Origin of the sequence: Streptomyces sp. NPDC018610 (assembly GCF_044391765.1) — a bacterium.
Lineage (GTDB): Bacteria > Actinomycetota > Actinomycetes > Streptomycetales > Streptomycetaceae > Streptomyces.
On the sequence record NZ_JBISAL010000001.1, the window covers coordinates 373,523 to 394,804 of the forward strand.

Annotated in this window: 17 protein-coding genes and 2 pseudogenes; 11 read left to right on the plus strand and 8 right to left on the minus strand. The window is 75.1% G+C overall.

Annotation, left to right across the window (positions count from 1 at the left end; genetic code table 11):
- Nucleotides 1-254: 254 nt before the first annotated feature.
- The 4 genes from ACH5A8_RS01660 to ACH5A8_RS01675 all read right to left on the minus strand — a co-directional run bounded on the left by ACH5A8_RS01660 (nucleotide 255) and on the right by ACH5A8_RS01675 (nucleotide 3,661).
- Nucleotides 255-935, minus strand: a complete 681-nt coding sequence (locus ACH5A8_RS01660; RefSeq protein WP_398996821.1) for a response regulator — start codon at nucleotides 933-935, stop codon at nucleotides 255-257.
- Nucleotides 932-2,218 (minus strand): sensor histidine kinase, encoded by a 1,287-nt coding sequence (locus tag ACH5A8_RS01665; protein WP_398996823.1) that lies wholly within the window; start codon nucleotides 2,216-2,218, stop codon nucleotides 932-934. Before ACH5A8_RS01665 ends, ACH5A8_RS01660 begins: the two co-directional genes overlap by 4 nt.
- A 302-nt stretch (nucleotides 2,219-2,520) precedes the next feature.
- Complete coding sequence (locus ACH5A8_RS01670; protein WP_398996825.1) at nucleotides 2,521-2,799, minus strand: hypothetical protein; 279 nt, start codon at nucleotides 2,797-2,799, stop codon at nucleotides 2,521-2,523.
- A gap of 70 nt (nucleotides 2,800-2,869) precedes the next feature.
- Nucleotides 2,870-3,661, minus strand: a complete 792-nt coding sequence (locus ACH5A8_RS01675; protein WP_398996827.1) for a PspA/IM30 family protein — start codon at nucleotides 3,659-3,661, stop codon at nucleotides 2,870-2,872.
- Nucleotides 3,662-3,916: 255 nt separating this feature from the next.
- Here ACH5A8_RS01675 and ACH5A8_RS01680 point away from each other — a divergent pair, with 255 nt between their 5' ends.
- From ACH5A8_RS01680 to ACH5A8_RS01690, 3 genes are all read left to right on the plus strand, one after another.
- Nucleotides 3,917-4,546: a DUF3043 domain-containing protein gene (locus tag ACH5A8_RS01680; protein ID WP_398996828.1), complete on the plus strand. Its 630-nt coding sequence runs from the start codon at nucleotides 3,917-3,919 to the stop codon at nucleotides 4,544-4,546.
- Nucleotides 4,547-4,626: 80 nt separating this feature from the next.
- Complete coding sequence (locus ACH5A8_RS01685) at nucleotides 4,627-5,331, plus strand: class I SAM-dependent methyltransferase (protein ID WP_398998203.1); 705 nt, start codon at nucleotides 4,627-4,629, stop codon at nucleotides 5,329-5,331.
- Between the two features lie 404 nt (nucleotides 5,332-5,735).
- A complete protein-coding gene (locus tag ACH5A8_RS01690; RefSeq protein WP_398996829.1) occupies nucleotides 5,736-6,851 on the plus strand; it encodes a S1C family serine protease in 1,116 nt (371 codons plus the stop codon).
- Nucleotides 6,852-7,019: 168 nt separating this feature from the next.
- Here ACH5A8_RS01690 and ACH5A8_RS01695 read toward each other — a convergent pair whose 3' ends face one another.
- Nucleotides 7,020-7,238, minus strand: coding sequence for a hypothetical protein (locus ACH5A8_RS01695; RefSeq protein WP_398996830.1), 219 nt, complete (start codon nucleotides 7,236-7,238; stop codon nucleotides 7,020-7,022).
- Nucleotides 7,239-7,352: 114 nt separating this feature from the next.
- Here ACH5A8_RS01695 and ACH5A8_RS01700 point away from each other — a divergent pair, with 114 nt between their 5' ends.
- Complete coding sequence (locus tag ACH5A8_RS01700) at nucleotides 7,353-8,555, plus strand: bifunctional adenosylcobinamide kinase/adenosylcobinamide-phosphate guanylyltransferase (RefSeq protein ID WP_398996832.1); 1,203 nt, start codon at nucleotides 7,353-7,355, stop codon at nucleotides 8,553-8,555.
- A gap of 33 nt (nucleotides 8,556-8,588) precedes the next feature.
- On the opposite strand, the gene ACH5A8_RS01705 is transcribed toward ACH5A8_RS01700, so the two are convergent.
- Nucleotides 8,589-9,671, minus strand: a complete 1,083-nt coding sequence (locus ACH5A8_RS01705) for a class I SAM-dependent methyltransferase (protein ID WP_398998205.1) — start codon at nucleotides 9,669-9,671, stop codon at nucleotides 8,589-8,591.
- A gap of 178 nt (nucleotides 9,672-9,849) precedes the next feature.
- Here ACH5A8_RS01705 and cobT point away from each other — a divergent pair, with 178 nt between their 5' ends.
- From cobT to ACH5A8_RS01720, 3 genes and pseudogenes are all read left to right on the plus strand, one after another.
- Complete coding sequence (cobT, locus tag ACH5A8_RS01710) at nucleotides 9,850-10,944, plus strand: nicotinate-nucleotide--dimethylbenzimidazole phosphoribosyltransferase (RefSeq protein ID WP_398996834.1); 1,095 nt, start codon at nucleotides 9,850-9,852, stop codon at nucleotides 10,942-10,944.
- Nucleotides 10,945-11,034: 90 nt separating this feature from the next.
- Nucleotides 11,035-13,017, plus strand: a complete 1,983-nt coding sequence (locus ACH5A8_RS01715; protein WP_398996836.1) for a phosphatidylglycerol lysyltransferase domain-containing protein — start codon at nucleotides 11,035-11,037, stop codon at nucleotides 13,015-13,017.
- Between the two features lie 34 nt (nucleotides 13,018-13,051).
- Nucleotides 13,052-13,759: pseudogene (locus ACH5A8_RS01720) on the plus strand (hypothetical protein); the annotation flags it as partial.
- A gap of 578 nt (nucleotides 13,760-14,337) precedes the next feature.
- Here ACH5A8_RS01720 and ACH5A8_RS01725 read toward each other — a convergent pair.
- Nucleotides 14,338-15,081, minus strand: a pseudogene (locus tag ACH5A8_RS01725) (hypothetical protein); the annotation flags it as partial.
- A gap of 75 nt (nucleotides 15,082-15,156) precedes the next feature.
- On the opposite strand from ACH5A8_RS01725, the gene ACH5A8_RS01730 reads away from it, so the two are divergent.
- Nucleotides 15,157-15,948, plus strand: a complete 792-nt coding sequence (locus tag ACH5A8_RS01730) for an adenosylcobinamide-GDP ribazoletransferase (protein ID WP_398996838.1) — start codon at nucleotides 15,157-15,159, stop codon at nucleotides 15,946-15,948.
- 104 nt (nucleotides 15,949-16,052) lie between these two features.
- Complete coding sequence (locus ACH5A8_RS01735; RefSeq protein ID WP_398996840.1) at nucleotides 16,053-16,916, plus strand: RDD family protein; 864 nt, start codon at nucleotides 16,053-16,055, stop codon at nucleotides 16,914-16,916.
- Here ACH5A8_RS01735 and ACH5A8_RS01740 read toward each other — a convergent pair.
- Nucleotides 16,876-17,718 carry an endo alpha-1,4 polygalactosaminidase gene (locus ACH5A8_RS01740; protein ID WP_398996842.1) on the minus strand — a complete coding sequence of 281 codons (843 nt, stop codon included), beginning with the start codon at nucleotides 17,716-17,718 and terminating at the stop codon, nucleotides 16,876-16,878. The genes ACH5A8_RS01735 and ACH5A8_RS01740 overlap by 41 nt on opposite strands.
- Nucleotides 17,719-17,997: 279 nt before the next feature.
- Between ACH5A8_RS01740 and ACH5A8_RS01745 the strand changes: the two genes are divergently transcribed.
- Together ACH5A8_RS01745 and lpdA are read left to right on the plus strand one after the other, a co-directional pair.
- Nucleotides 17,998-19,536 carry a leucyl aminopeptidase gene (locus ACH5A8_RS01745; RefSeq protein ID WP_398996844.1) on the plus strand — a complete coding sequence of 513 codons (1,539 nt, stop codon included), beginning with the start codon at nucleotides 17,998-18,000 and terminating at the stop codon, nucleotides 19,534-19,536.
- 261 nt (nucleotides 19,537-19,797) lie between these two features.
- Nucleotides 19,798-21,186 (plus strand): dihydrolipoyl dehydrogenase, encoded by a 1,389-nt coding sequence (lpdA, locus tag ACH5A8_RS01750; protein ID WP_398996846.1) that lies wholly within the window; start codon nucleotides 19,798-19,800, stop codon nucleotides 21,184-21,186.
- Nucleotides 21,187-21,282: the final 96 nt, after the last annotated feature.

Here is a 21,282-nt window from a genome sequence, read left to right on the forward strand (position 1 = left end):
TGTGAGCGGCGGTGAGCGGAGCAGCGGCACGGGCGCGCACGCCGCGCCCACCCCTACACCCTGGGTCATCGGCGGGGGCCGTCTCGTAGCCCCCTGGTCCATTTCCTTACGGCGCTCCTACTCCGGGCGCAGTACACCCGCCCGAAGGCCGCTCCACCCGCGGGCGTACCCAGGGTCTTTCGCCTGGTTCATGCCGGGCTCGCGGGCCCGGCCCGACCCGAACGAAAGACCCTGGGTGGACGGGACTCGCTCACTCACTCCACCCTCGGGCGGACCAGCCCGGACTCGTAGGCGATGACCACGAGCTGGGCCCGGTCGCGGGCGCCGAGCTTGGACATGGCCCGGTTCACGTGCGTCTTGACGGTCAGCGGGCTGACCTCCAGGCGTTCGGCGATCTCGTCGTTGGAGTGTCCTCCGGCGACCTGGACGAGGACCTCGCGCTCGCGCACGGTCAGCGCGTCCAGCCGGTCGGAGCGGGCCGGGTCGCGGCCGTCGTCGCCGTCGCCCTGGGCGAGGAAGCGGGCGATCAGCCCCTTGGTGGCGACCGGGGACAGCAGCGCGTCGCCCTGCGCGGCGATCCGGATGGCGCTGAGCAGCTCCTCCGGTTCGCTGCCCTTGCCGAGGAAGCCGGAGGCGCCCGCGCGCAGCGCCTGCACGACGTAGTCGTCGACCTCGAAGGTGGTCAGGATGACCGTGCGGACGTGCGCGAGCGCGGGATCGGCGCTGATCAGGCGGGTGGCGGCGAGGCCGTCGGTGCCCGGCATGCGGATGTCCATGAGGACGACGTCGGCGCGCCGCTCCCCGGCCAGGCGCACCGCCTCGGCGCCCTCGGACGCCTCGCCGACCACCTCCATGTCGGGCTCGGAGTCGACGAGCACGCGGAAGGCGCTGCGCAGCAGGGCCTGGTCGTCGGCGAGCAGGACGCGGATCGTCATGCGGCATCCCCCGGGGCGGGCGTGCGGGTACGGGTGCGGGTCGTCGCGGGAAGGATCGCATGGACGCGGAAGCCGCCGCCGTAGCGGGGGCCGGTGGTGAGGACGCCGCCGAGGGCGGTGACCCGCTCGCGCATCCCGAGCAGCCCGTGGCCGCCGCCGGACGCCGGACCGTCACCGGGCGCGGTCCCCCCGCCGGAACCGGGGCCGCCGAGGGGCGCGGGAGCGTCGGCGTCGCCCGCGCCGTCGTCGAGCACGGTGATCTCGACGTCCGGGCCGACGCGTACGACGCTGACCTCGGCCCTGGCGCCCGTGCCGGCGTGTTTCTGCACGTTGGTCAGGGCCTCCTGGACGACGCGGTACGCGGCCAGGTCGACGGCGGCGGGCAGGGTCGTGCCGTCGTCGGCGCGGGCGACCTCGACGTGCAGGCCGGCGCTGCGGAAGGTGCCGACGAGTTCGTCGAGGCGGTCCAGGCCGGGGGCCGGCTCGGTGGGGGCCTCGGGGTCGTCGGACTGCCTGAGCAGCCCGACGGTGGCCCGCAGCTCGTTCAGCGCGGACCGGCCCGCCTCGCGGACGTGGGCCAGCGCCTCCTTGGCCTGGTCGGGACGCTTGTCCATGACGTGGGCGGCGACCCCGGCCTGCACGTTGACCAGGGCGATGTGGTGGGCGACGACGTCGTGCAGGTCGCGGGCGATGCGCAGCCGCTCCTCGGCGACCCGGCGGCGCGCCTCCTCCTCGCGGGTGCGCTCGGCGCGTTCGGCGCGCTCGCGCATGGCCCGGACGAAGGCGCGTCGGCTGCGCACGGCGTCGCCGCCGGCGGCGGCCATGCCGGTCCAGGCGAAGATGCCGAGATTCTCCTGCGCGTACCAGGGCAGCGGCCCGGCGAACATGGCCGCGCCGGTCAGCACGATCATCGTGGACAGGCCGAGGCGCCAGGTGGTGGTGCGGTCGGTGGCGGCGGCGACCGTGAACAGGGCGATGACGGCCGACATGGCGACGGGGGCGCGCGGGTCCCCGGTGACGCACTCGATCAGCGAGACGGCGCCGGTGACGGCGAGGACGGTGCGCGGGGTGCGGCGGCGCAGGACGAGCGCGGCGGCGCCGAGCGCCATCAGGACCAGGCTCAGCGGTTCCGGCCGGCGCACGGCCCAGCTGACGCCGTGCGCTCCGCTCGGGTCGACGAAGGAACCGGCCACCATACAGCCCAGGACCCCGGCCGCGAGGGCCGCGTCCAGCGCGAAGGGGTGTGCGCTCAGGCGGCAGCGGGCGCGGTCGAGGGGGGTCACGGTCGTCAACCGTACGGGGTCGCCGCCGGGCTCGGGCCTGGTCGCCGGGTGCCGTTGCGCTCGGCTCGGCGCCGTCGCGCAGGGGTCAGCGCGGTCGCGCAGGGGTCGGCGCGGTCGCGCTCGGCTCGGCGCTGTCGCGCAGGACTAGGCGCCGTCGCGCGAGGCCGGGCGCCGTCGAGGCGGGGTGCCGTCGAGGCGGGGTGCCGTCGCGCGAGGCGGCGGCGCTCGGAGGTGTGCCGGGGCTCCGGGCCCCTGTGCGGAGGGGCGCCGCCTGAGCACCCCGCGTCAGGAGGCGCCGTGCCTCACCCCGGGATCAGCCCGTCGTCGCTCAGCAGCTCCCGCACCTCCTCCAGGGTGGCCTCCGGGGACGGGAGGATCAGCTCGGACGGTTCGAGGGAGTCGTCCGGGAGCGGGTCGCCCAGGGTGCGGACCCTGTCGAGGAGGGCGCTCAGGGTGCGGCGGAAGCCGGGGCCGTCACCCTTCTCCATCTCGGACAGGAGCTCGTCGTCCAGCTTGTCGAGTTCGGCGAGGTGGCTGTCGGCCAGCCTCACCTGTCCCTCCCCCATGATCCGTACGATCATGTCGCCCTCCTCGGCGGCGTGGGCCCCGGCTGTCGGTGATGTGTGTGCTGCACCCGCCCTCGGTGCTCGTCTACTGCTTGTCGAAGCGGGGGGTGTCCTGCGGCTGCTGCTGGGGCTGCGCCTGGTTCTGGCCACCCTCGATGGCCTGCTGCGGGGCGCCGCCGGCCAGCTCGGCCTTCATGCGCTGCAGCTCCAGCTCCACATCCGTACCACCGGAGAGGCGGTCCAGCTCGGCCGCGATGTCGTCCTTGGCCATGCCGGAGGGGTCGTCGAGGGCGCCGGAGGCGAGCAGCTCGTCGATCGCGCCGGCCCGGGCCTGGAGCTGCTGGGTCTTGTCCTCGGCGCGCTGGATGGCGAGGCCGACGTCGCCCATCTCCTCGGAGATGCCGGAGAACGCCTCGCCGATCCGGGTCTGCGCCTGGGCGGCGGTGTAGGTCGCCTTGATGGTCTCCTTCTTGGTCCGGAAGGCGTCCACCTTGGCCTGCAGGCGCTGGGCCGCCAGGGTGAGCTTCTCCTCCTCGCCCTGGAGGGTGGAGTGCTGCGTCTCCAGGTCCGTCACCTGCTGCTGGAGCGCGGCACGGCGGGACAGGGCCTCGCGGGCCAGGTCCTCGCGGCCGAGCGCCAGCGCCTTGCGGCCCTGGTCCTCCAGCTTGGAGGACTGCTGCTGCAGCTGGTTCAGCTGGAGTTCGAGGCGCTTGCGGCTGGTCGCGACGTCGGCGACGCCGCGGCGGACCTTCTGCAGCAGCTCCAGCTGCTTCTGGTACGAGTAATCGAGGGTCTCGCGCGGGTCCTCGGCCCGGTCAAGGGCCTTGTTCGCCTTCGCGCGGAAGATCATCCCCATACGCTTCATGACACCGCTCATGGGCTTCGCGCGCCCCCTTCTGACGGACTTCCAGCTCACAGCTCCTGCGACAGAACCCACAGTACGGGCCCTGCATCCATTACCGCACTGTTCGGACGCGGATGCGGTCATCCCCAAGGACGACTGCGTCCGCCGCCGCTCCGGCCCAGGGAGTAGGTGACCCCCGGGGCCCCCGGAGTGCCGCGGGCGCGCCGTCCCCCTGTCCTCCTTCAGACGACCGGTGTTGCCGGATCGTTCCCGGCCGGGCTGTGGTCCATGCGGGTCAAGCCCTTACCCTTGGGATTTGTGTTCCGTAGCCGTGCCAAGGAAGAGAAGGCCCCGGCCGCCGACAAGGCGCCGGTGAGCATCTCCAAGCAGTCCCGTGACCCGCAGGCCCCCAAGGGCCGCCCGACGCCGAAGCGGAGTGAGGCCCAGTCCCAGCGACGCAGCGTCGCCACCACGCCGACGAACCGCAAGGACGCCGCCAAGCGACAGCGTGAGGAGCGCCGCGTCGCGATGGAGCGCCAGCGCCAGGCGCTGGCCAACGGCGACGAGCGCTACCTCCCGGCCCGCGACAAGGGGCCGGTGCGCCGGTTCGCCCGCGACTTCATCGACTCGCGGTTCAACATCGCGGAGTTCTTCCTGCCGATGGCGGTGGTCATCCTGGTGCTGACCATGGTGCGGGTGGGCTACATGCAGCAGGTCGCGCTGCTGCTGTGGCTCGTGGTGATCGTCCTGATCGTGCTGGACTCGGTCCTCAGCGGCTTCCGGCTCAGGAAGCGGCTCGCCGAGCGCTTCCCGGGCCAGAACACCAAGGGCGCGGTCGCCTACGGTCTGATGCGCTCGCTGCAGATGCGCCGGCTGAGGCTGCCGAAGCCGCAGGTCAAGAGGGGCGAGCGGCCCTGAGCACGACCGCTTTCTCCGGGGGCGCGGCGAACGCCTGGCTGGACAAGCTGGGCGGGCTGCGCGACGTCGTACGGCAGGAGCTGGTCGCCCGGCAGCTGGAGGAGCAGATAGCCGGGCGGTTCCCGGTCGGGCAGCGGCTGCGGGTGCTCGACGTCGGGATGGGCCAGGGCACGCAGGCGCTGCGGCTCGCGCGGGCCGGTCACCAGGTGACCGGTCTGGAGCGCGACGAGAAGATGATCGCCGCGGCGCGCACGGCGCTGGCCGGCGAGCCGGAGGGCATCCGGGCGCGGATGCGGATCGTCGAGGGCGACGGCCAGGACACCGGCGTGCACTTCCTGCCGGGCAGCTTCGACGTCGTGCTGTGCCACGGCGTGCTGATGTACGTGGAGGAGCCGGACGCGCTGCTCGCCGGGCTCGCGCGGATGCTCGCGCCGGGCGGCCTGCTGTCGCTGCTGGTGCGCAACGGCGACGCGCTGGCCCTGCGGCCGGGGCTGTCCGGGGACTGGGCGGGAGCGCTGTCCGCGTTCGGAACGACGGCCTACCGCAACCGGCTGGGCCTGGACGTACGTGCGGACCGCCTGGCCGACCTGACGGCGACGCTGGCCGGCATCGGAGCGCCGCTGCACACCTGGTACGGGGTGCGGGTCTTCACCGACACGGCGGCGGACGGCCAGGAGCCGCCGGCCGACCTGGACACCCTGCTGGCCGCCGAGGAACGCGCCGGGCGGACGGACCCCTACCGCACGGTGGCGGCCCTGCTGCACCTGTGCGGCGTACGCGGCTGACCCGACCGCCCCGCACCACCCGCGACCACCCGCGCCGCACCTCGGCGAGCCCGCCCGCGCCCTCTCCGCGCGCCCCCTCGGGGCCGCCCACGCGCCCTTTCCGCGCGCCGGGCCGCGCCAGGCGCTCATGCGCACTTCCCGCGCGCGGACCGTACCGGGCGCCACGCACACGTCGCGTGCGCCGAGCCCCGCCCCCCGCACTCCGCCACCTGGCCGTGCCCCGCGACTCCGCCGCACTCCGCCACCCGGCCGTGCCCCGCGACTCCGCCGCACTCTCCGCCGCCCGGTCGTGCAGCCCCGCAGCTGCCCCCGGCCTGAGACGCTGGTGCTCGCATCCGCCCCGTCGCCGCACGTTCGGGTGAGCTGTGCGGGACGGGAGGCGGGGGCGGGGACAGACTCGGGTCATGGACGTCTTCCTTGGCCGGGGCCGCCTCTTCCGGTCGACCGGTCCGCTCGTCGCCCTGCTCTGCTGTGCCGCGCTGCTGTCCGGGTGCAGCGGCTCGTCGTCGCCGAAGAAGGCGGCTTCCGCCAGCGGTGACGCGACGGCGGGCGCGGAGGACGTCTCCGGGGGCCGGCAGGCGGTCGCGCCCCGGTCCGCGAACGCGCTGCAGGACGACTACCTCCGGGTGATCCGGGACGTGCTGCCCTCCGTGGTGCAGATCCAGGGCAGCAACGACCTGGGGTCCGGGGTCGTGTACGACGACAAGGGCCACATCGTCACCAACGCGCACGTCGTCGGGAACGAGAAGCGCTTCCGCGTGACCACGGCGGGCAGCGAGGGGACGTTCACCGCCACCCTCGTCTACTCCTACCCGGAGCAGGATCTCGCGGTGGTCAAGCTGGACAAGGTGCCGCACGGGCTGAAGCCCGCCTCCCTCGGCGACTCGGAGAAGGTCGAGGTCGGGCAGATCGTGCTGGCCATGGGCTCGCCGCTCGGGCTGTCCTCCAGCGTGACCCAGGGGATCGTGTCGGCCACCGGACGCACCGTCAGCGAGGGCAGCGGCGGCGGCGGCACGGGGGCGACGATCGCCAACATGGTGCAGACCTCGGCCGCGATCAACCCGGGCAACAGCGGGGGCGCGCTGGTGAACCTGGACGGCCAGGTCATCGGCATCCCCACGCTCGCCGCCACCGATCCCCAGCTCGGCGGCAGCGCGGCGCCCGGCATCGGCTTCGCGATCCCGGCGTCGATGGTGGGCACGATCGCCGGGCAGATCGTGAAGTACGGCAAGGTCGTCGACTCCGGCCGGGCCGCGCTCGGCATCACCGGCCGCACGGTCGTCGACGCCGACTACCAGCCCGCCGGGGTCGCCGTCGTCGTCGTGCGGCCGGGCGGCCCCGCGGACGAGGCGGGCATCCGGCCCGGGGACATCATCACCCGGCTGGGCGACACGGACATCACGACGATCACCTCGCTGTCCGAGGCGCTGGCGGCCGACCGGCCCGGCGCGCGGACCAAGGTGACCTTCACCCGCGACGGCCGGCGGCAGACGGTGGACGTGACGCTGGGCGAGCAGTGAGGCGAGGGGCAGGGGCGGGCCGGTGACCGGCGCCGGCCCGCCGCTGCCCCCGCCTGCCGGCGCTCGGAGCTGCGAACAGAAGTGGGTTCCGATCAGCGGGCGGTGTCCGGCGCCTTGCGAGGGCGCGTGCCGGGCGCCGCCCGCCGGGGCCACCTCTGTTCGCAGCTCTTACGCCTCGGCGCTGTCGGCGTGCAGGCTCATCGGGCCGTAGATCTCCGCCGCGTCCTCGAACAGCCGCACCTGGTCCGCGCCGCCGTCCGCCAGGGCCTTCCAGTTCTCGCCGATCCAGGACTCGGCGTCGCCCTGCGTGGTGAACTCCTCCGGCTGCACCGCGGGCTGGACCTCCGTCCCGTCGGCCGTCTCGAACCGCCACGTCCATGCCGCCATGTACGCCTCCCTGATGTGAGCACACTGCACAGCGGATGCCGGATCATGGTCCGGCTCCTGCCCGCAGCCTAGCCGGATGCGCAAGACCCGCGGCGACCCGGGAAAATCGGGTCCGTGGACGTGACTCTGCTCGGCACCGGTGCCCCCGCGGGATTCCCCCGCCCCCACTGCCCCTGCGCGGCCTGCGCGACGGCGCTCGGCGCGGACGCGCGGGCGGCGACCTCGCTGCTCGTGGACGGGGCGCTGCTGCTGGACCTGACGCCGGGCGCGGCGCTCGCCGCGGCGCGGGCCGGGTGCTCGCTGAGCGGGGTGGCCCAGGTGCTGCTGACCCACCCGCACGACGGGCCGGCCGTCGAGGTGCCGGCCGGGCTGCCGCAGCCCGGCCGGGTGCCGGACGGGCGGGAGCTGGCACTGCTGACGGGGCATCGGGTGCGGGCGGTGGCGATGGACGCGCCGGGCACCGGGTACGCGGTGACCGCGCCGGACGGGCTGCGGCTGCTGTACCTGCCGCCGGGCGGCGCCCCCGCGGGTCTGGAGGAGGACTCGGCCCCGGCGTACGACATGGTGCTCGCGGACGTCGTGGGCCGGCCGGACGCGCTGGCCAAGCTGCGGGCGGTCGGCGCGGTGGGCCCGGCCACGGACGTCGTCGCCGTCCACCTGGACCACGACGTGCCGCCGGGGGCGGAGGTGGGCAGACGGCTGGCCGCCGCGGGCGCGCGGGCCGTGCCGGACGGCACGACGCTGGCGGTCGGCGGGTACGAGGAGGTGCCGGACGTGCCCCGGCGCACGCTGGTGCTCGGCGGTGCGCGGTCGGGCAAGTCGGTGGAGGCGGAACGGCGGCTGGAGTCCTTCCCCGGCGTGCTGTACGTCGCGACGGGCGGCACCCGGGGCGGGGACACCGAGTGGGCGGGCCGGGTCGCCGCGCACCGGGAGCGACGGCCGGGCTCGTGGCGTACGGCCGAGACGTGCGACCTGGTGCCCCTGCTGGCCGAGGACGGTCCGCCGCTGCTCGTGGACTGCCTGTCGCTGTGGCTGACGGACGCGATGGACTCCGTCGGCGCGTGGGACGACGCCGAGTGGGCCGACGGCGGCGAGCGCGCCCTGCGGGAGCGGGTGGCCGCGCTGACGGCCGCCGTCCGGGCCACCTCCCGGACCGTGGTCGCCGTCTCCAACGAGGTCGGCTCGGGCATCGTCCCGGCCACCGCCTCGGGCCGCCGCTACCGCGACGAACTCGGCCGCCTCAACGCGGCGTTCGCCGCCGAGTGCGAGCAGGTGCTGCTGGTGGTGGCGGGCCAGGCGCTGGTGCTGCGCGGGTGAGAGGCGGGGCCGCCGCGTCCCGGGGCGCGGGGGTCAGGGCGCGTCCTTGCGGACCACGACGCGGTAGGCGTTGGACAGGCCGGGGGTGCGGCGCAGCAGCGGGGACAGGAGCAGGTCGACCACCGCGACCACGTCCACCAGCGCGCCCGCCGCGGTGGCCAGGACGGCGCGCACGGCGCGCCGGAGGGCCGGGGGCGGGGTGCGGCGCCAGGGGGCGTCGGGGGCGGGCAGGATCCGGGCGACGGCCAGGGCGAGGGCCGCGGAGAGGTCGTTGGGGGTGTGCGGGGTGCGGCGGTCGGTGACGAGGACCGTGCAGCCGGCCGACTCGAGTTCCGCGCGGAGGTTGGCGAGCGGCAGCAGGTGCAGATGGCGGGGCAGCCCGTGCGGCAGCCACCACTTGCCCAGCAGCCGGGCGAACACGCTGCGCGGGTCGGGGAGTTCGATCAGCAGGTGGCCGCCGGGGCGCAGCGCGGCGAGCGCGCCGCGCAGTTCGGCGCGCGGGTCCGGGGCGTGCGCCAGGTGGTGGAAGACGCTGACCACGTCGTAACGGCCGCGCAGGCGTTCGGCGATGTGCGGGTCGGCCAGGTGGCCGATGTGCGCCTCCTCGATCCGCCCGGCCTCGCGGGCCCGCTCCACGCGCGGGGTCGGGTCCAGGCCGTCGAAGGCGGTGTACGGGAACACCTCCCGCGCCGCCGCCGGGAAGTGGGCGTGGCCGGTGCCGACGTCGAGCCAGCTCTCCGGCTCCCCGACGTCGCGCATCAGGCGGGCGTCGCCGCGGTGCCGGCGGTGGCCGCGGCGGGCGGCGAGCACCGGGTCGGGCAGGCCGTCCGGGTCGCTCTCGTCGTGGTCGCGGTGGTAGAAGGCCAGTCCCGCCGGGGTGGGCCGGGGGTTCTGGAAGGCGTGCCCGCAGTCGCGGCACTGGTCGAGGGCGAACGTGCCCGGTTTGCGCTGCAGCAGGTCCGGGGCGCGCAGCCGGGTGCGCAGCCGTGCCGAGCCGCACCAGGGGCAGTCCTCGCGGCGCGGCTCGTGGAACCGGTCCGTCCCCTGGGCGAGTTCGGCGGCGTACGCGATGCGGCGCGGGTCGTAGATCCGCGGGGCGTACGGCAGGGGCGGCATGGGCGGCTCCCGGTGGACGTCGGGGTCGTACGACGGCAGGGACACACCGACCCGTCCGCTGCCGACAATTCACGGCAAAGGGAACGTATGGGATCACGCTCGCGAGGGGAAAGAGGCTGTCCGGGTGTGGCGGTGAGTGGCTCCGCCGTGTTCGACCGGGGCCGGTACTGTTCGGCGAATGAGCTCGCTGAATCTCGACGACTTCACCGATCTGATCGAGCGCCCCGACGGCGGTGTGCGCCGTGACGCCGAGGCGCGCCGGGAACGTCAGGTCGTGCCGCCCGGTGCGCTGGGCCGCCTGGACGACCTGGGTGAGTGGCTGGCCGCGGCACAGGGCGCCGTGCCGGTGCGGCCGGTCGAACGGCCGCGGGTGGTGCTCTTCGCCGGCGACCACGGCATCGCCGAACTGGGCGTGTCGGTGCGGCCCGCGGGCGGCGCCGGGCAACTGGTGCGGGCGGTCCTGGAGGGCGGCCGGCCGGTGTCCGTGCTGGCCCGGCGGCTCGGCGTGCCGGTACGGGTGGTCGACATGGCCCTGGACTGCGCACCCGAGACGCTGCCCGCCGAGGTCGTACGGCACCGGGTGCGGCGGGCCAGCGGGCGCATCGACATCGAGGACGCGCTGACGCCCGAGGAGGCGGAGGCCGCCTTCCGGGCCGGCATGGCGGTGGCCGACGAGGAGGCCGACTCCGGTACGGACCTGGCCGTGCTCGGCGATGTGAGCGTGGGCGGGACGACGGCGGCGGCCGTGCTGGTGGCGGCGCTGTGCGGGACGGACGCCTCCGTGGTGACCGGGCGCGGCGGCGAGCCGATCGACGATCTGGCGTGGATGCGCAAGTGCGCCGCGATCCGGGACGCGCTGCGCCGGGCGCGGCCGGTGCTGGGCGACCAGTTGCAGCTGCTGGCGACGGTGGGCGGGGCGGACCTCGCGGCGATGACCGGCTTCCTGCTGCAGTGCGCGGTGCGCAAGCTGCCGGTGGTCCTGGACGGGGTGGTCGCGGCCGCGTGCGCGCTGGTGGGCCAGCGGGTGGCGTTCCGGGCGCCCGACTGGTGGCTGGCGGGCCAGGCGAGCGGGGAGCCGGGGCAGGCCAAGGCGCTGGACCGGATGGCGCTGGAGCCCCTGCTCGACCACGGTGTGACCGTGGGCGAGGGCGCGGGGGCGCTGCTGGCCCTGCCCCTCGTCCAGGCCGCGGCGGCACTGGCGGCGGAACTCCCCGAGCGGCCGGAGCCGTCCGGGGACGAGGAGAAGCCCGCGGAGCACGACGAGGAGATCTGACCGGTGCGGCGGCGGTCGCGGTGAGGCGAGCGATCCCTGGGGACGGGAAAAGAGCGGTTCGCCGGGGCTGCGCCCATATGATCCCTCTCCATGGGAGATGCCCGATTCGCGGCGCGTGAAGGGTGGGCCCCGGCCCGGGTGACCGGGGCGGGCCTGCCCACCGGGGACACGCAGGCCACCGGGGACACACAGGCCACCGGGGACACACAGGCCACCGAGGGCCCGCAGGACACCGGAGCCCCCGCCGCCCCCCCCCCCGCCCCCGCCCCCGCAAGCACCTCACGCGCCTCCGGCGCCGGCGCACGGCCGGCGGCGCCCGCCGGTGCCGCCGTGCCGCTTCCCGCCGAGGGCGCGGTCCCGCGGCGGGCCGCCGCGTTCGCCGTCTGGTACCTGCGGGCCGTCGCGTCCGTCGACTTCCTCGGCGCGGCCTGGGTCTCCCTCGGCCAGGACGTACGGCGGCACAACCAGGAGGACCTGTTCACGCCGTACCTGCTCACCGCCGGCTTCGCCTCCGGGGTGTTCGCCGCCTTCCTGGCCGTCACGACGCGCCGCCGCAAGCGGGCCGCGTGGATCCTGAACCTCGTGCTGAGCGGACCGTTCCTGGTCCTGTTCGCGTTCGCCATGACGTTCCCGGAGATCCGCCGCTGCGCCCAGAACTGGGTCTCCCTCGGGCTGACCGCCGCGTTCGTCGCCGCGCTGCTGCTGGGCCGCCGCGCCTTCTACGCCCGGGGCGACCGCGCCAACCCGCGGCTCGCCGCCGTCGTCGCCGCGGCCGGGCTGCTGGTGGCCTCGGCGCTCGCCACGCTGCTGGTGACGCTCACCAACCAGGCCCCGGACGCGGCGAGTTCGACGTTCGTCCAGCGCTGGTGCTACGGCACGCTGCGGCTGGTCTCGGTCGCCGCGTCCGAGGCCCGCTTCCCCGGCATCGCCACCCCGAACTGGGCGGACGTGGCCGTCAACGTCCTGTCCACGGCGCTCGTCCTCGCCGTCCTGTACGCCGCCTTCCGCTCCCGGCGCGCCGTGGACCCGTTCACCGAGGACGACGAGAAGCGGCTGCGGGCGCTGCTGGAGCGGCACGGCGAGCGGGACTCGCTGGGCTACTTCGCGCTGCGCCGCGAGAAGAGCGTCCTCTGGTCGCCCACCGGCAAGGCGGCCGTCGCCTACCGCGTGGTGGGCGGGGTGTCCCTGGCCTCCGGTGACCCGATCGGCGACCCGGAGGCCTGGCCCGGCGCGATCGTGCCGTGGCTGGCCGAGGCCCGCGCGCACGGCTGGATCCCGGCCGTGGTGGGCGCGAGCGAGGAGGGCGGCACGGTGTACGCGCGACACGGGCTGGACGCGCTGGAGCTGGGCGACGAGGCCGTGGTGGAGATCGCCGAGTTCACCTTGGAGGGGCGGGCGATGCGCACCGTGCGCCAGGCGTACAACCGGGTGCGCCGGGCCGGGTACACGGTGCGCGTCCGGCGGCACGAGGACATCCCGGCCGACGAGATGGCGTACCTGATCGGACGGGCGGACGACTGGCGGGACGGGGCGACGGAGCGCGGGTTCAGCATGGCGCTGGGCCGGCTCGGCGACCCGGCGGACGGCCGGTGCGTGATGCTGGAGTGCCACGACCCCGACGGCGAGCTGCGGGCGCTGCTCTCCTTCGTGCCCTGGGGACCCCACGGGCTCTCCCTCGACCTCATGCGCCGCGACCGGCGGGCCGGGAACGGGCTGATCGAGTTCATGGTGCTCGACCTGCTGCGCCGCGCCCGTGAGATCCAGGTCACCCAGGTGTCGCTCAACTTCGCGATGTTCCGTTCCGTCTTCGAACGCGGGGCGCGGCTGGGAGCGGGGCCCGTGCTGAGGCTGTGGCGCTCGCTGCTCGGCTTCTTCTCCCGCTGGTGGCAGATCGAGTCGCTGTACCGCGCCAACGCCAAGTACCGGCCCGCCTGGGAGCCGCGGTTCCTGCTCTTCGAGAAGAGCGCGGACCTGCCGCGCATCGGTCTCGCCTCGGCCCGCGCGGAAGGGTTCCTGGAGGCGCCGGGACTGCCGAAGCGGCTCCACCGACGGCACCTGGCAACGCGCCGGTGAGGAGACGGGGGTAGGCAGGCATGAGGAAGGGCCGATGACGGGACCCGCCCGGTGGGCCCGCGCCGAGTGGGGGCCGCTGTACGCCGCCGTACGCGGTCCGCTGGCCGGGCGGGGGCCGCGGACGGTGCCGATGACGCTGGCCGCGGTGTGCCTGACGGCGGTGCTGCACCTGGCGCAGAGCCGGCCGGGCGGACCGGGCCTGGTGCAGCGGGCCGGGGGCGTACGGGCCGAGGACGCGCTGTGGCTCGTCCTGCCGCGCACCCCGCTGTCGCTGTTCGTCCCGGCGCCGGACCTGCCGGTGTGGGGCGCGCTGGCGCAGGTCCTGTGCGTCTTCGGCATCGCGGAGATCTGTCTGGGCCGGTGGCGCACCCTGGCCGTCGCCTACGTCGCGACGCTGGCCGGCACCCTGTACGCCCGCCTCGGCGTCGCACTCGGCCCGCACCGGCCGCTGGGCCTGCCCGGCACGGACGCGCACGTGGTGGACACCGGCCCGTCGGCGGCCGTGGTGGGCCTGGCCGTCCTCCTCGGGCTGCGCTACGGCGCGTACGTCACGGCGGGCGCGGTCACCGCGGCGATGGTGGTCGAGGCGGTGCTCAAGGACAACCTGGCCGGCAAGGAGCACCTGGCGGCGATCACGGCCGTGGTCCTGGGGTACGCGCTGGCGGCGCGCCCGCGCCGCCGGCCGCACCGGCCGCCTCACTCCCGGCCCGCCTCCGGCGCCCCGCCCGAAGCGGGAGCTCCTTCGGACGCCCCGCCCGCAACCCTTTCCGACGCCCCGGCCGCGGGCCCTCCCGGCACCCGGACCGAGGAGGTCCTTCCGGGCGCGCGGCCGGAGGCCTCTCCCCGCACCCCGCCCGAGGTCCCCCCGGGCGCCCCGCCAAAGGCAGCCCCCTGCGCCTCGCCGGCAGCGGTCCTCGGCACCTCGCCGGAAGCGCCCCTCGGCAGCTCGTCCGCCGCGCTGTTCGGCGTCGCGTCCGGCCCCGGCGTCCGGCCGGGCCCCGCACCGGGCGGACGGGCCGGGGGCGCACCGGGCAGCCGATCGGGCGCCGCGCCCGGCGACGGGTCGGCTCCCCCGCCGGGCGGCGTCGGAGCGGCCCGATCCGCAGGAGTCGGCGACTTCGCGAGGGTCGGAGGATCGGGCGGAACCGGCGGCTCGGGCGGGGCCGACCGCTCGGACGAGGTCGGCCGCTCGGGCCGAGCGAGCCGTCCTGCCGGGGTCGGCCGCTCGGGCGAGGTGGACAGCTCGGGCGGAGCGGGCCGCGCGGCTGAGGCCGGGAGTTCGGCCGGGGCCGGGAGTTCGGCCGGGGCCGGGAGTTCGGCCGGCCGTGGCTCGTCCGGTCTGCCGCCGATCCAGTCCTCGAGCGCGCGCCGGGGCGCCGCCCAGCGGCGGTCGTGGCGGTAGGCGCGCAGGCCGGCCCGGGTCCGGGCGCGCGGGCGGCGGGCGTAGAAGCGCCTGTCCCAGTACGAGTCGGGTCGGGCCAGACGGACGGCGCCGACCAGGGCGAGCAGCGGGACGATCACGCCGAACACGGCCAGCCGCAGCTTGCCCTTGCCGAGGGCCACCAGGGAGAACAGGGAGTTCACCACGACCGTGGAGACGACCGTGCCGCGGTCCTGCAGCTCGCCCTGGCTCACGTCGTCGACGCCGAACGGGGAGAAACCGGCCAGGACCAGCCCGACCAGGGCCGCGGTGAGGACGACGGCCTCCACGCTCTTGCGGCCGGCCTCGCTCCAGTAGACGTCGTCCAGGTGCAGGATCAGCGCGAACTCGTCCAGGACCAGACCCGCGCCCACCCCGAAGGTCACGGCGAAGGCCGCCGCGCCGAACCCGTGCCGACTGCTGGCGACCGCCCCGAAGCCGCCGAGGACGCTGAGGACGACGCCGGGCACCACATGGTGGATGTGCAGCCCGCCCGCCTTCACATTCCCGAACGGCCCTTTCCCGGCCCGGATCAGACGGGTGACGGCCCGGGTGACCAGGAAGGTGACGACGAAGGCGCCGAGGGCGAGGAGCAGCGGCAGTTTGCCCGGTTCGACGATGTTGCGGTACAGCCAGTGCCCCATGCAGTCAGTCTGCCCCGTCCGCCCGCGCGGTGCCCGCCCGCCGAAGGGCGCGCGGGCCTCCCGTAGGCTGCCCGCGTGTCCGCCCCCTCCCCTTCCCCCGCGCTGCCCGGTCTCCGCTTCGCCTTCGGGACGCTGACCGTCCTCCCGGTCCGGGTGAGCCGCTGGGACCGCGGGGCGGCGCGCGCCGGGATGCTGTGCGCGCCCCTCGCCGGCCTCGTGGTCGGCGTGGCGGCGGCGGCGCTCGGTCTGCTGGCGCTGTGGTGCGGCGCCGGTCCGCTGTTCGCCGCCGTGGCCACCGCCGCCGTGCCGGCCGTGCTGACCCGCGGCCTGCACCTGGACGGTCTCGCCGACACCGCCGACGGACTCGGCAGCGGCAAGCCCGCCGAGGACGCGCTGCGGATCATGAAGCAGTCGGACATCGGCCCCTTCGGGGTCATCACCCTCGTCCTGGTGCTGCTCGCCCAGGTGGCCGCCCTGACCCAGGCCTACGGCCACTCGTGGGCGCGGGGCGCCCTGGCCGCCGTCGTCTCGGCGACCACCGCCCGGCTGGCGCTGACCCTGGCCGCCCGCACCGGGGTGCCGGCCGCCCGGCCCGAGGGGCTGGGCGCGGCGGTCGCGGGCGTGGTCCCGCCGGCCGGCGCGCTCGGCGCGGGCCTCGCCCTCGTGCCGGCGGCGGCGGCCGCGGGAGCGGGCCTCGGCACCCGCACCGCGCTGCTCGCGGCGGGCGCGGTGCTCGCCGCGACGGCCGCCGCCGAACTCCTCCTGCGCCACTGCACGCGCCGCTTCGGCGGGGTGACGGGCGATGTGTTCGGCGCGCTCGCCGAGACGGCGGCCACCGCCGCGCTGGTCGTCCTGTCGCTCGGCTGAGACGGCTCGTGTCACCGGACCGAAACGATCCCCGCCGCCCGCTGGGCCCCTGCGCGCCGCCTCGCTAGGGTGACGGCGACAGACACGCGATCGGGGGGACGTCCGTGCCGAAACTGCGCCGTGCCGTGGCCTGGTTCATCGACTTCGCGCTGGTGGCCGTGGCGGCCTCGGTGCTGGCCGTGATCACCTTCCACCGGGTGTCCGCCCTGGTCACCGACATACCGGAACTCGCCGGCCGCGGCGGCCTCGACCTGCTCTCCTCGCGCGGTGACGTCCTCGGCACCTCGGAGCACCTCGGGCTGTCGTTGTGGGACAAGGCGGTGCTCTACGTCGAGGAGGCGTTCGGGCTGCTGGTCCTGGCCGCCTTCCTCTACCAGTGGGCCTGCCTCGGCCTGATGGGACGGACGGTCGGCAAGGGGCTGCTCGGTCTGCGGGTGGCGCCCGCCGGGGAGTCCGCCTCCGGGCGGGCGCGCCGCGCCGCGCTCCGGGCGGCCGTCACCACGGCGGCCGACATCGCCGTCTACGCCGTCGCCTGCGTGCTGCTGATCGAGGGGCACTTCGTGCTGTCGGTGCTGGTGTGGGCGGCGGCGGTGGTGCTCTTCCTCGTCAACGCGCTGCCGGTCCTCCTGCCCGCCCGGCGGTCGCTGGCCGACCGGCTGTCCGGCACCGCCGTCACCGGCTTCGGCATACGCCCGGCCCCCGGCGCCCGGCCCGCCGCCTCACCCACCGACCCGGCCCCCGCCGCCTTCCCCGCTCCCGGCTACGCCGTCCCCGGCCACGCCCACCCCGCTGAGCCGGGCTACGCCGGTCCCGGTGAGCCGGGCTTCGGCAGCCCCGGCGCCCCGCCCTTCGGCGCGCCCGCCGCCCCCGGTCTCGGCGCCCCCGCTTTCGGCGCCCCCGGCCGACCGGACCCCGCCGCCCCCGGGTTCAGCACGCCCGGCGCCACGCCCCCAGGTCGTACTTCTTGAGCAGTGAGCTGAGGCGCAGGCGGCGCGAGGCGGGGCAGAAGTCGTCGGTCCGCAGCTCGTACTCGACGTGGAACACCGCCTTGCCGGCCGCGACGAACGGCTTCAGGCGGGCGCACTCGCCGTACTGGGCGCACTGCTCGTCGACCGCGAAGTCGAAGTCCCCCACCAGCTCCGGGATCTGGTCCAGGTCGTTCTTCAGGCCCACCGACATGCCCCGCTCGTGCGCCAGCCGGGCGACGAGGCGGTTGTAGCGGAGCTGGTCGGCGGCGGTCAGCGGGAAACCGGTGCGGTTGCGGTAGCCGTCCATGTTGTCCGGCTCCACCGCGTCGAAGCCCTTGTCGCGGCACATGTCGAGGCGGTCCGCCACCAGCGGTTCGAGCACCTCGGTGCGGCGGATGTCGAGCCAGCGCTCGCCCTTCCAGCCGTTGCCCCCGCCGAGCACCGCCTTCGGGAACTTCCCCGCGTCCGGGCGGAAGTCCTCCCAGGCGCCGGTGGAGACATAGCAGATCACCTTGCGGCCCGCGCGGTGCAGCCGGGCGACGGTCGCCCGGGAGTGGTCGAAGCCGTCGATGTCGTAGACCGCCGCCTCGACCGAGGTGTCGAGCCGGCCGCTGAGCTGCCACTGCCAACTGGTGCCCGGGCGCGGCCGCCAGCGCCCGCCGGCGGACGGCCCGCCGCCTCCGTCCGCGCCGTCGCCCCCGTCCGGCCGGCCGGCGCAGCCGGCGAGGAGCAGGAGCAGGACGGCGAACAGGACCGGGCGCGCCGTCCGGCGCGCTGGGACGCGAAGCGGGGGGATGTACATCCGACGATCATCGCCGATCCCCTTGGCGGACGGGCGAGTTGCCCCGGTGCGGGACCTTCGCGCCGACGGCGCGGGGACCGGCGGGCGACGGGGAAGCCGCCTGCGGGCGAACGACCGCGGCACCGTCCCGCGCGACAACGCGCGTAGGCTCGTGCCGGGTGTTTGCCCGCCCGGGTGGAGACCGCACCGCAGGAGGGATCTAGGGTCGGTCGTCGGGCCCGGTCGACCCCACCCTCTTTCGGCCACTCCATCTTCACAGGGAAGCGAGATTTCACCACCGTGACTGCTCTCACTCTCAGCACCGCCGCGGTGCCCGGTCTGCGGGCCGACGCGATCGTCGTCGGTGTCGCCAAGGGCGCCGGTTCCAGGTCCGGCAACCTCGTCGTCGCACCGGGTGCCGAGGCCGTCGACGCGGCGTACGACGGCAGGCTCGCCGACGTCCTGGAGACCCTCGGCGCCTCCGGTGCCGAGGGCGAGGTGACGAAGCTGCCCGCCCCTTCCGGTTTCAAGACCCCGCTCGTCCTGGCGGTGGGCCTGGGCGCGGAGCCCGAGAAGGACGCCGGGTTCGACGCCGAGGCGCTGCGCCGGGCCGCCGGTGTGGCCGCCCGTGCCCTCGTCGGGGCGAAGAAGGCCGCCTTCGCGCTGCCGCTCGCGGACGCCGCCGACGCCGGCGCCGTCGGTGAGGGCGCGCTGCTCGGCGCGTACTCCTTCGAGTCGTACAAGGACAAGGGCAAGGACGCCAAGGCGCGCGGCGGCAAGGCTCCGCTCGCCGACGTGGTGCTGCTCGGCGGCAAGCCCCGCGACCGCGCCTACAAGGCGGCCGTGGAGCGCGCCGTCGCGGTCTGCGAGGAGCTGAACCGCGCCCGCGACCTCGTCAACATGCCGCCGAACGACCTCACCCCGGCTTCCTTCGCCGCCATCGCGCAGGACGCGGCCAAGGCGCACGGCCTGAAGATCCAGGTGCTCGACGACAAGGCGCTCACCAAGGGCGGCTACGGCGGCATCCTGGGCGTCGGCTCCGGCTCGGCGGCCACGCCGCGGCTGGTGAAGGTGTCGTACACCAGCTCCAAGGCGAAGAAGCACCTCGCGCTCGTCGGCAAGGGCATCACCTACGACTCGGGCGGCATCTCGCTCAAGCCGGCCGGCCACAACGAGACGATGAAGTGCGACATGAGCGGCGCCGCCGCCGTGCTCGCCACCGTCGTCGCCGCCGCCCGTCTCGGCCTGGAGGTCAACGTCACCGGCTGGCTGGCGCTGGCCGAGAACATGCCCTCCGGCTCCGCCGTCCGCCCCGGCGACGTGCTGCGCATGTTCAGCGGCAAGACGGTGGAGGTGCTCAACACCGACGCCGAGGGCCGGCTGGTGATGGCGGACGCGCTGTGGGCCGCCTCGCAGGAGAAGCCGGACGCGATCGTGGACGTCGCGACCCTCACCGGTGCGATGGTGCTGGCGCTGGGCAGCCGCACCTTCGCGGTGATGGGCAACGACGACGCCTTCCGCGCCGCCATCCACGAGGTCGCCGAGGAGGTCGGCGAGGAGGCTTGGCCGATGCCGCTGCCCGAGCACCTGCGCAAGGGCATGGACTCCCCCGTCGCCGACATCGCCAACATGGGCGAGCGCATGGGCGGCGGCCTGGTCGCCGGCCTGTTCCTGCGCGAGTTCGTCGGCGAGGGCATCACGTGGGCGCACCTGGACATCGCCGGGCCCGCCTTCAACGAGGGCGGCCCGTTCGGCTACACGCCGAAGGGCGGCACCGGCTCCGGAGTGCGGACGCTGGTGCGTCTGGCGGAGCTCGCCGCCGCGGGTGACCTGGGCTGAGGTCCCTCCCCGTGCCGAGACGGCCCCGGGCGCCCCGTGCGCCCGGGGCCGTTTTGTCCCCTCGTGCCCGCCGGGTGGCGCGTCTCACACCCCGGCCCCGCGTCCCGCGCACCTCCGACAAGTGCGAAGATGGGCGTCGGCAGGACAGGGCCCCCACCTAAGGGCCGAAGAACGAGCGGCCGGACACCAGCCGACCGGCCGGTCACCTCCCAAAGGGACAAAGGTGTCCGGCGTACGGCGCACATGCATGGAGGACGTGACGTGGCGAACGACGCCAGCACCGTTTTCGACCTAGTGATCCTCGGCGGTGGTAGCGGTGGTTACGCCGCGGCCCTGCGCGGGGCGCAGCTGGGCCTGGACGTCGCCCTGATCGAGAAGGACAAGGTCGGCGGTACCTGCCTGCACAAGGGGTGCATCCCCACCAAGGCCCTGCTGCACGCGGGCGAGATCGCCGACCAGGCCCGCGAGAGCGAGCAGTTCGGCGTCAAGGCCACCTTCGAGGGCATCGACGTCCCGGCCGTCCAGAAGTACAAGGACGACGTGATCTCGGGCCTGTACAAGGGCCTCCAGGGGCTCATCGCCTCCCGCAAGGTGACGTACATCGAGGGTGAGGGCCGGCTGTCCTCCCCGACCTCCGTCGACGTGAACGGGCAGCGGATCCAGGGCCGCCACGTCCTCCTGGCGACCGGCTCCGTGCCGAAGTCCCTGCCGGGCCTGCAGATCGACGGCAACCGCATCATCTCCTCGGACCACGCGCTGGTCCTGGACCGCGTGCCCGAGTCCGCGATCATCCTGGGCGGCGGCGTGATCGGCGTCGAGTTCGCCTCCGCGTGGAAGTCCTTCGGCGCCGACGTCACGGTCATCGAGGGCCTCAAGCACCTGGTCCCGGTCGAGGACGAGAACTCCTCGAAGCTGCTGGAGCGCGCCTTCCGCAAGCGCGGGATCAAGTTCAGCCTGGGCACCTTCTTCCAGAAGGCCGAGTACACCGAGAACGGCGTCAAGGTCACCCTCGCCGACGGCAAGGAGTTCGAGGCCGAGGTCCTGCTCGTCGCCGTCGGCCGCGGCCCGGTCTCCCAGGGCCTGGGCTACGAGGAGGCCGGGGTCGCCATGGACCGCGGCTACGTCCTGGTCGACGAGTACATGCGCACCAACGTGCCGACCGTCTCGGCCGTCGGCGACCTGGTCCCGACCCTCCAGCTCGCGCACGTCGGCTTCGCCGAGGGCATCCTCGTGGCCGAGCGCCTGGCGGGCCTCAAGGTCGTCCCGATCGACTACGACGGTGTCCCGCGGGTGACGTACTGCCACCCGGAGGTCGCCTCCGTCGGCATCTCCGAGGCCAAGGCCAAGGAGATCTACGGCGCGGACAAGGTCGTCGCCCTGAAGTACAACCTGGCGGGCAACGGCAAGAGCAAGATCCTGAAGACCGCGGGCGAGATCAAGCTCGTCCAGGTCAAGGACGGCGCCGTGGTCGGCGTCCACATGGTCGGCGACCGTATGGGCGAGCAGGTCGGCGAGGCGCAGCTGATCTACAACTGGGAGGCGCTGCCGGCCGAGGTGGCCCAGCTCATCCACGCCCACCCGACGCAGAACGAGGCGCTCGGCGAGGCTCACCTGGCGCTGGCCGGCAAGCCGCTCCACTCCCACGACTGACGCCCTCAGTCATCGGGCGCGACGACACAGACTTCCGCTTCCCCCGGTCTACGACTTCGCTCGGACCGGGGAGGCCCCATCCGTAAGGAGCAACCG

Coding starts and splice junctions, on each gene's coding strand:
- ACH5A8_RS01660 (WP_398996821.1), bottom strand. CDS start 935: ATGACGATCCGCGTCCTGCTCGCCGACGACCAGGCCCTGCTGCGCAGC.
- ACH5A8_RS01670 (WP_398996825.1), bottom strand. CDS start 2,799: ATGATCGTACGGATCATGGGGGAGGGACAGGTGAGGCTGGCCGACAGC.
- ACH5A8_RS01675 (WP_398996827.1), bottom strand. CDS start 3,661: ATGAGCGGTGTCATGAAGCGTATGGGGATGATCTTCCGCGCGAAGGCG.
- ACH5A8_RS01680 (WP_398996828.1), top strand. CDS start 3,917: ATGCGGGTCAAGCCCTTACCCTTGGGATTTGTGTTCCGTAGCCGTGCC.
- ACH5A8_RS01690 (WP_398996829.1), top strand. CDS start 5,736: ATGGACGTCTTCCTTGGCCGGGGCCGCCTCTTCCGGTCGACCGGTCCG.
- ACH5A8_RS01695 (WP_398996830.1), bottom strand. CDS start 7,238: ATGGCGGCATGGACGTGGCGGTTCGAGACGGCCGACGGGACGGAGGTC.
- ACH5A8_RS01705 (WP_398998205.1), bottom strand. CDS start 9,671: ATGCCGCCCCTGCCGTACGCCCCGCGGATCTACGACCCGCGCCGCATC.
- cobT (WP_398996834.1), top strand. CDS start 9,850: ATGAGCTCGCTGAATCTCGACGACTTCACCGATCTGATCGAGCGCCCC.
- ACH5A8_RS01715 (WP_398996836.1), top strand. CDS start 11,035: ATGGGAGATGCCCGATTCGCGGCGCGTGAAGGGTGGGCCCCGGCCCGG.
- ACH5A8_RS01740 (WP_398996842.1), bottom strand. CDS start 17,718: ATGTACATCCCCCCGCTTCGCGTCCCAGCGCGCCGGACGGCGCGCCCG.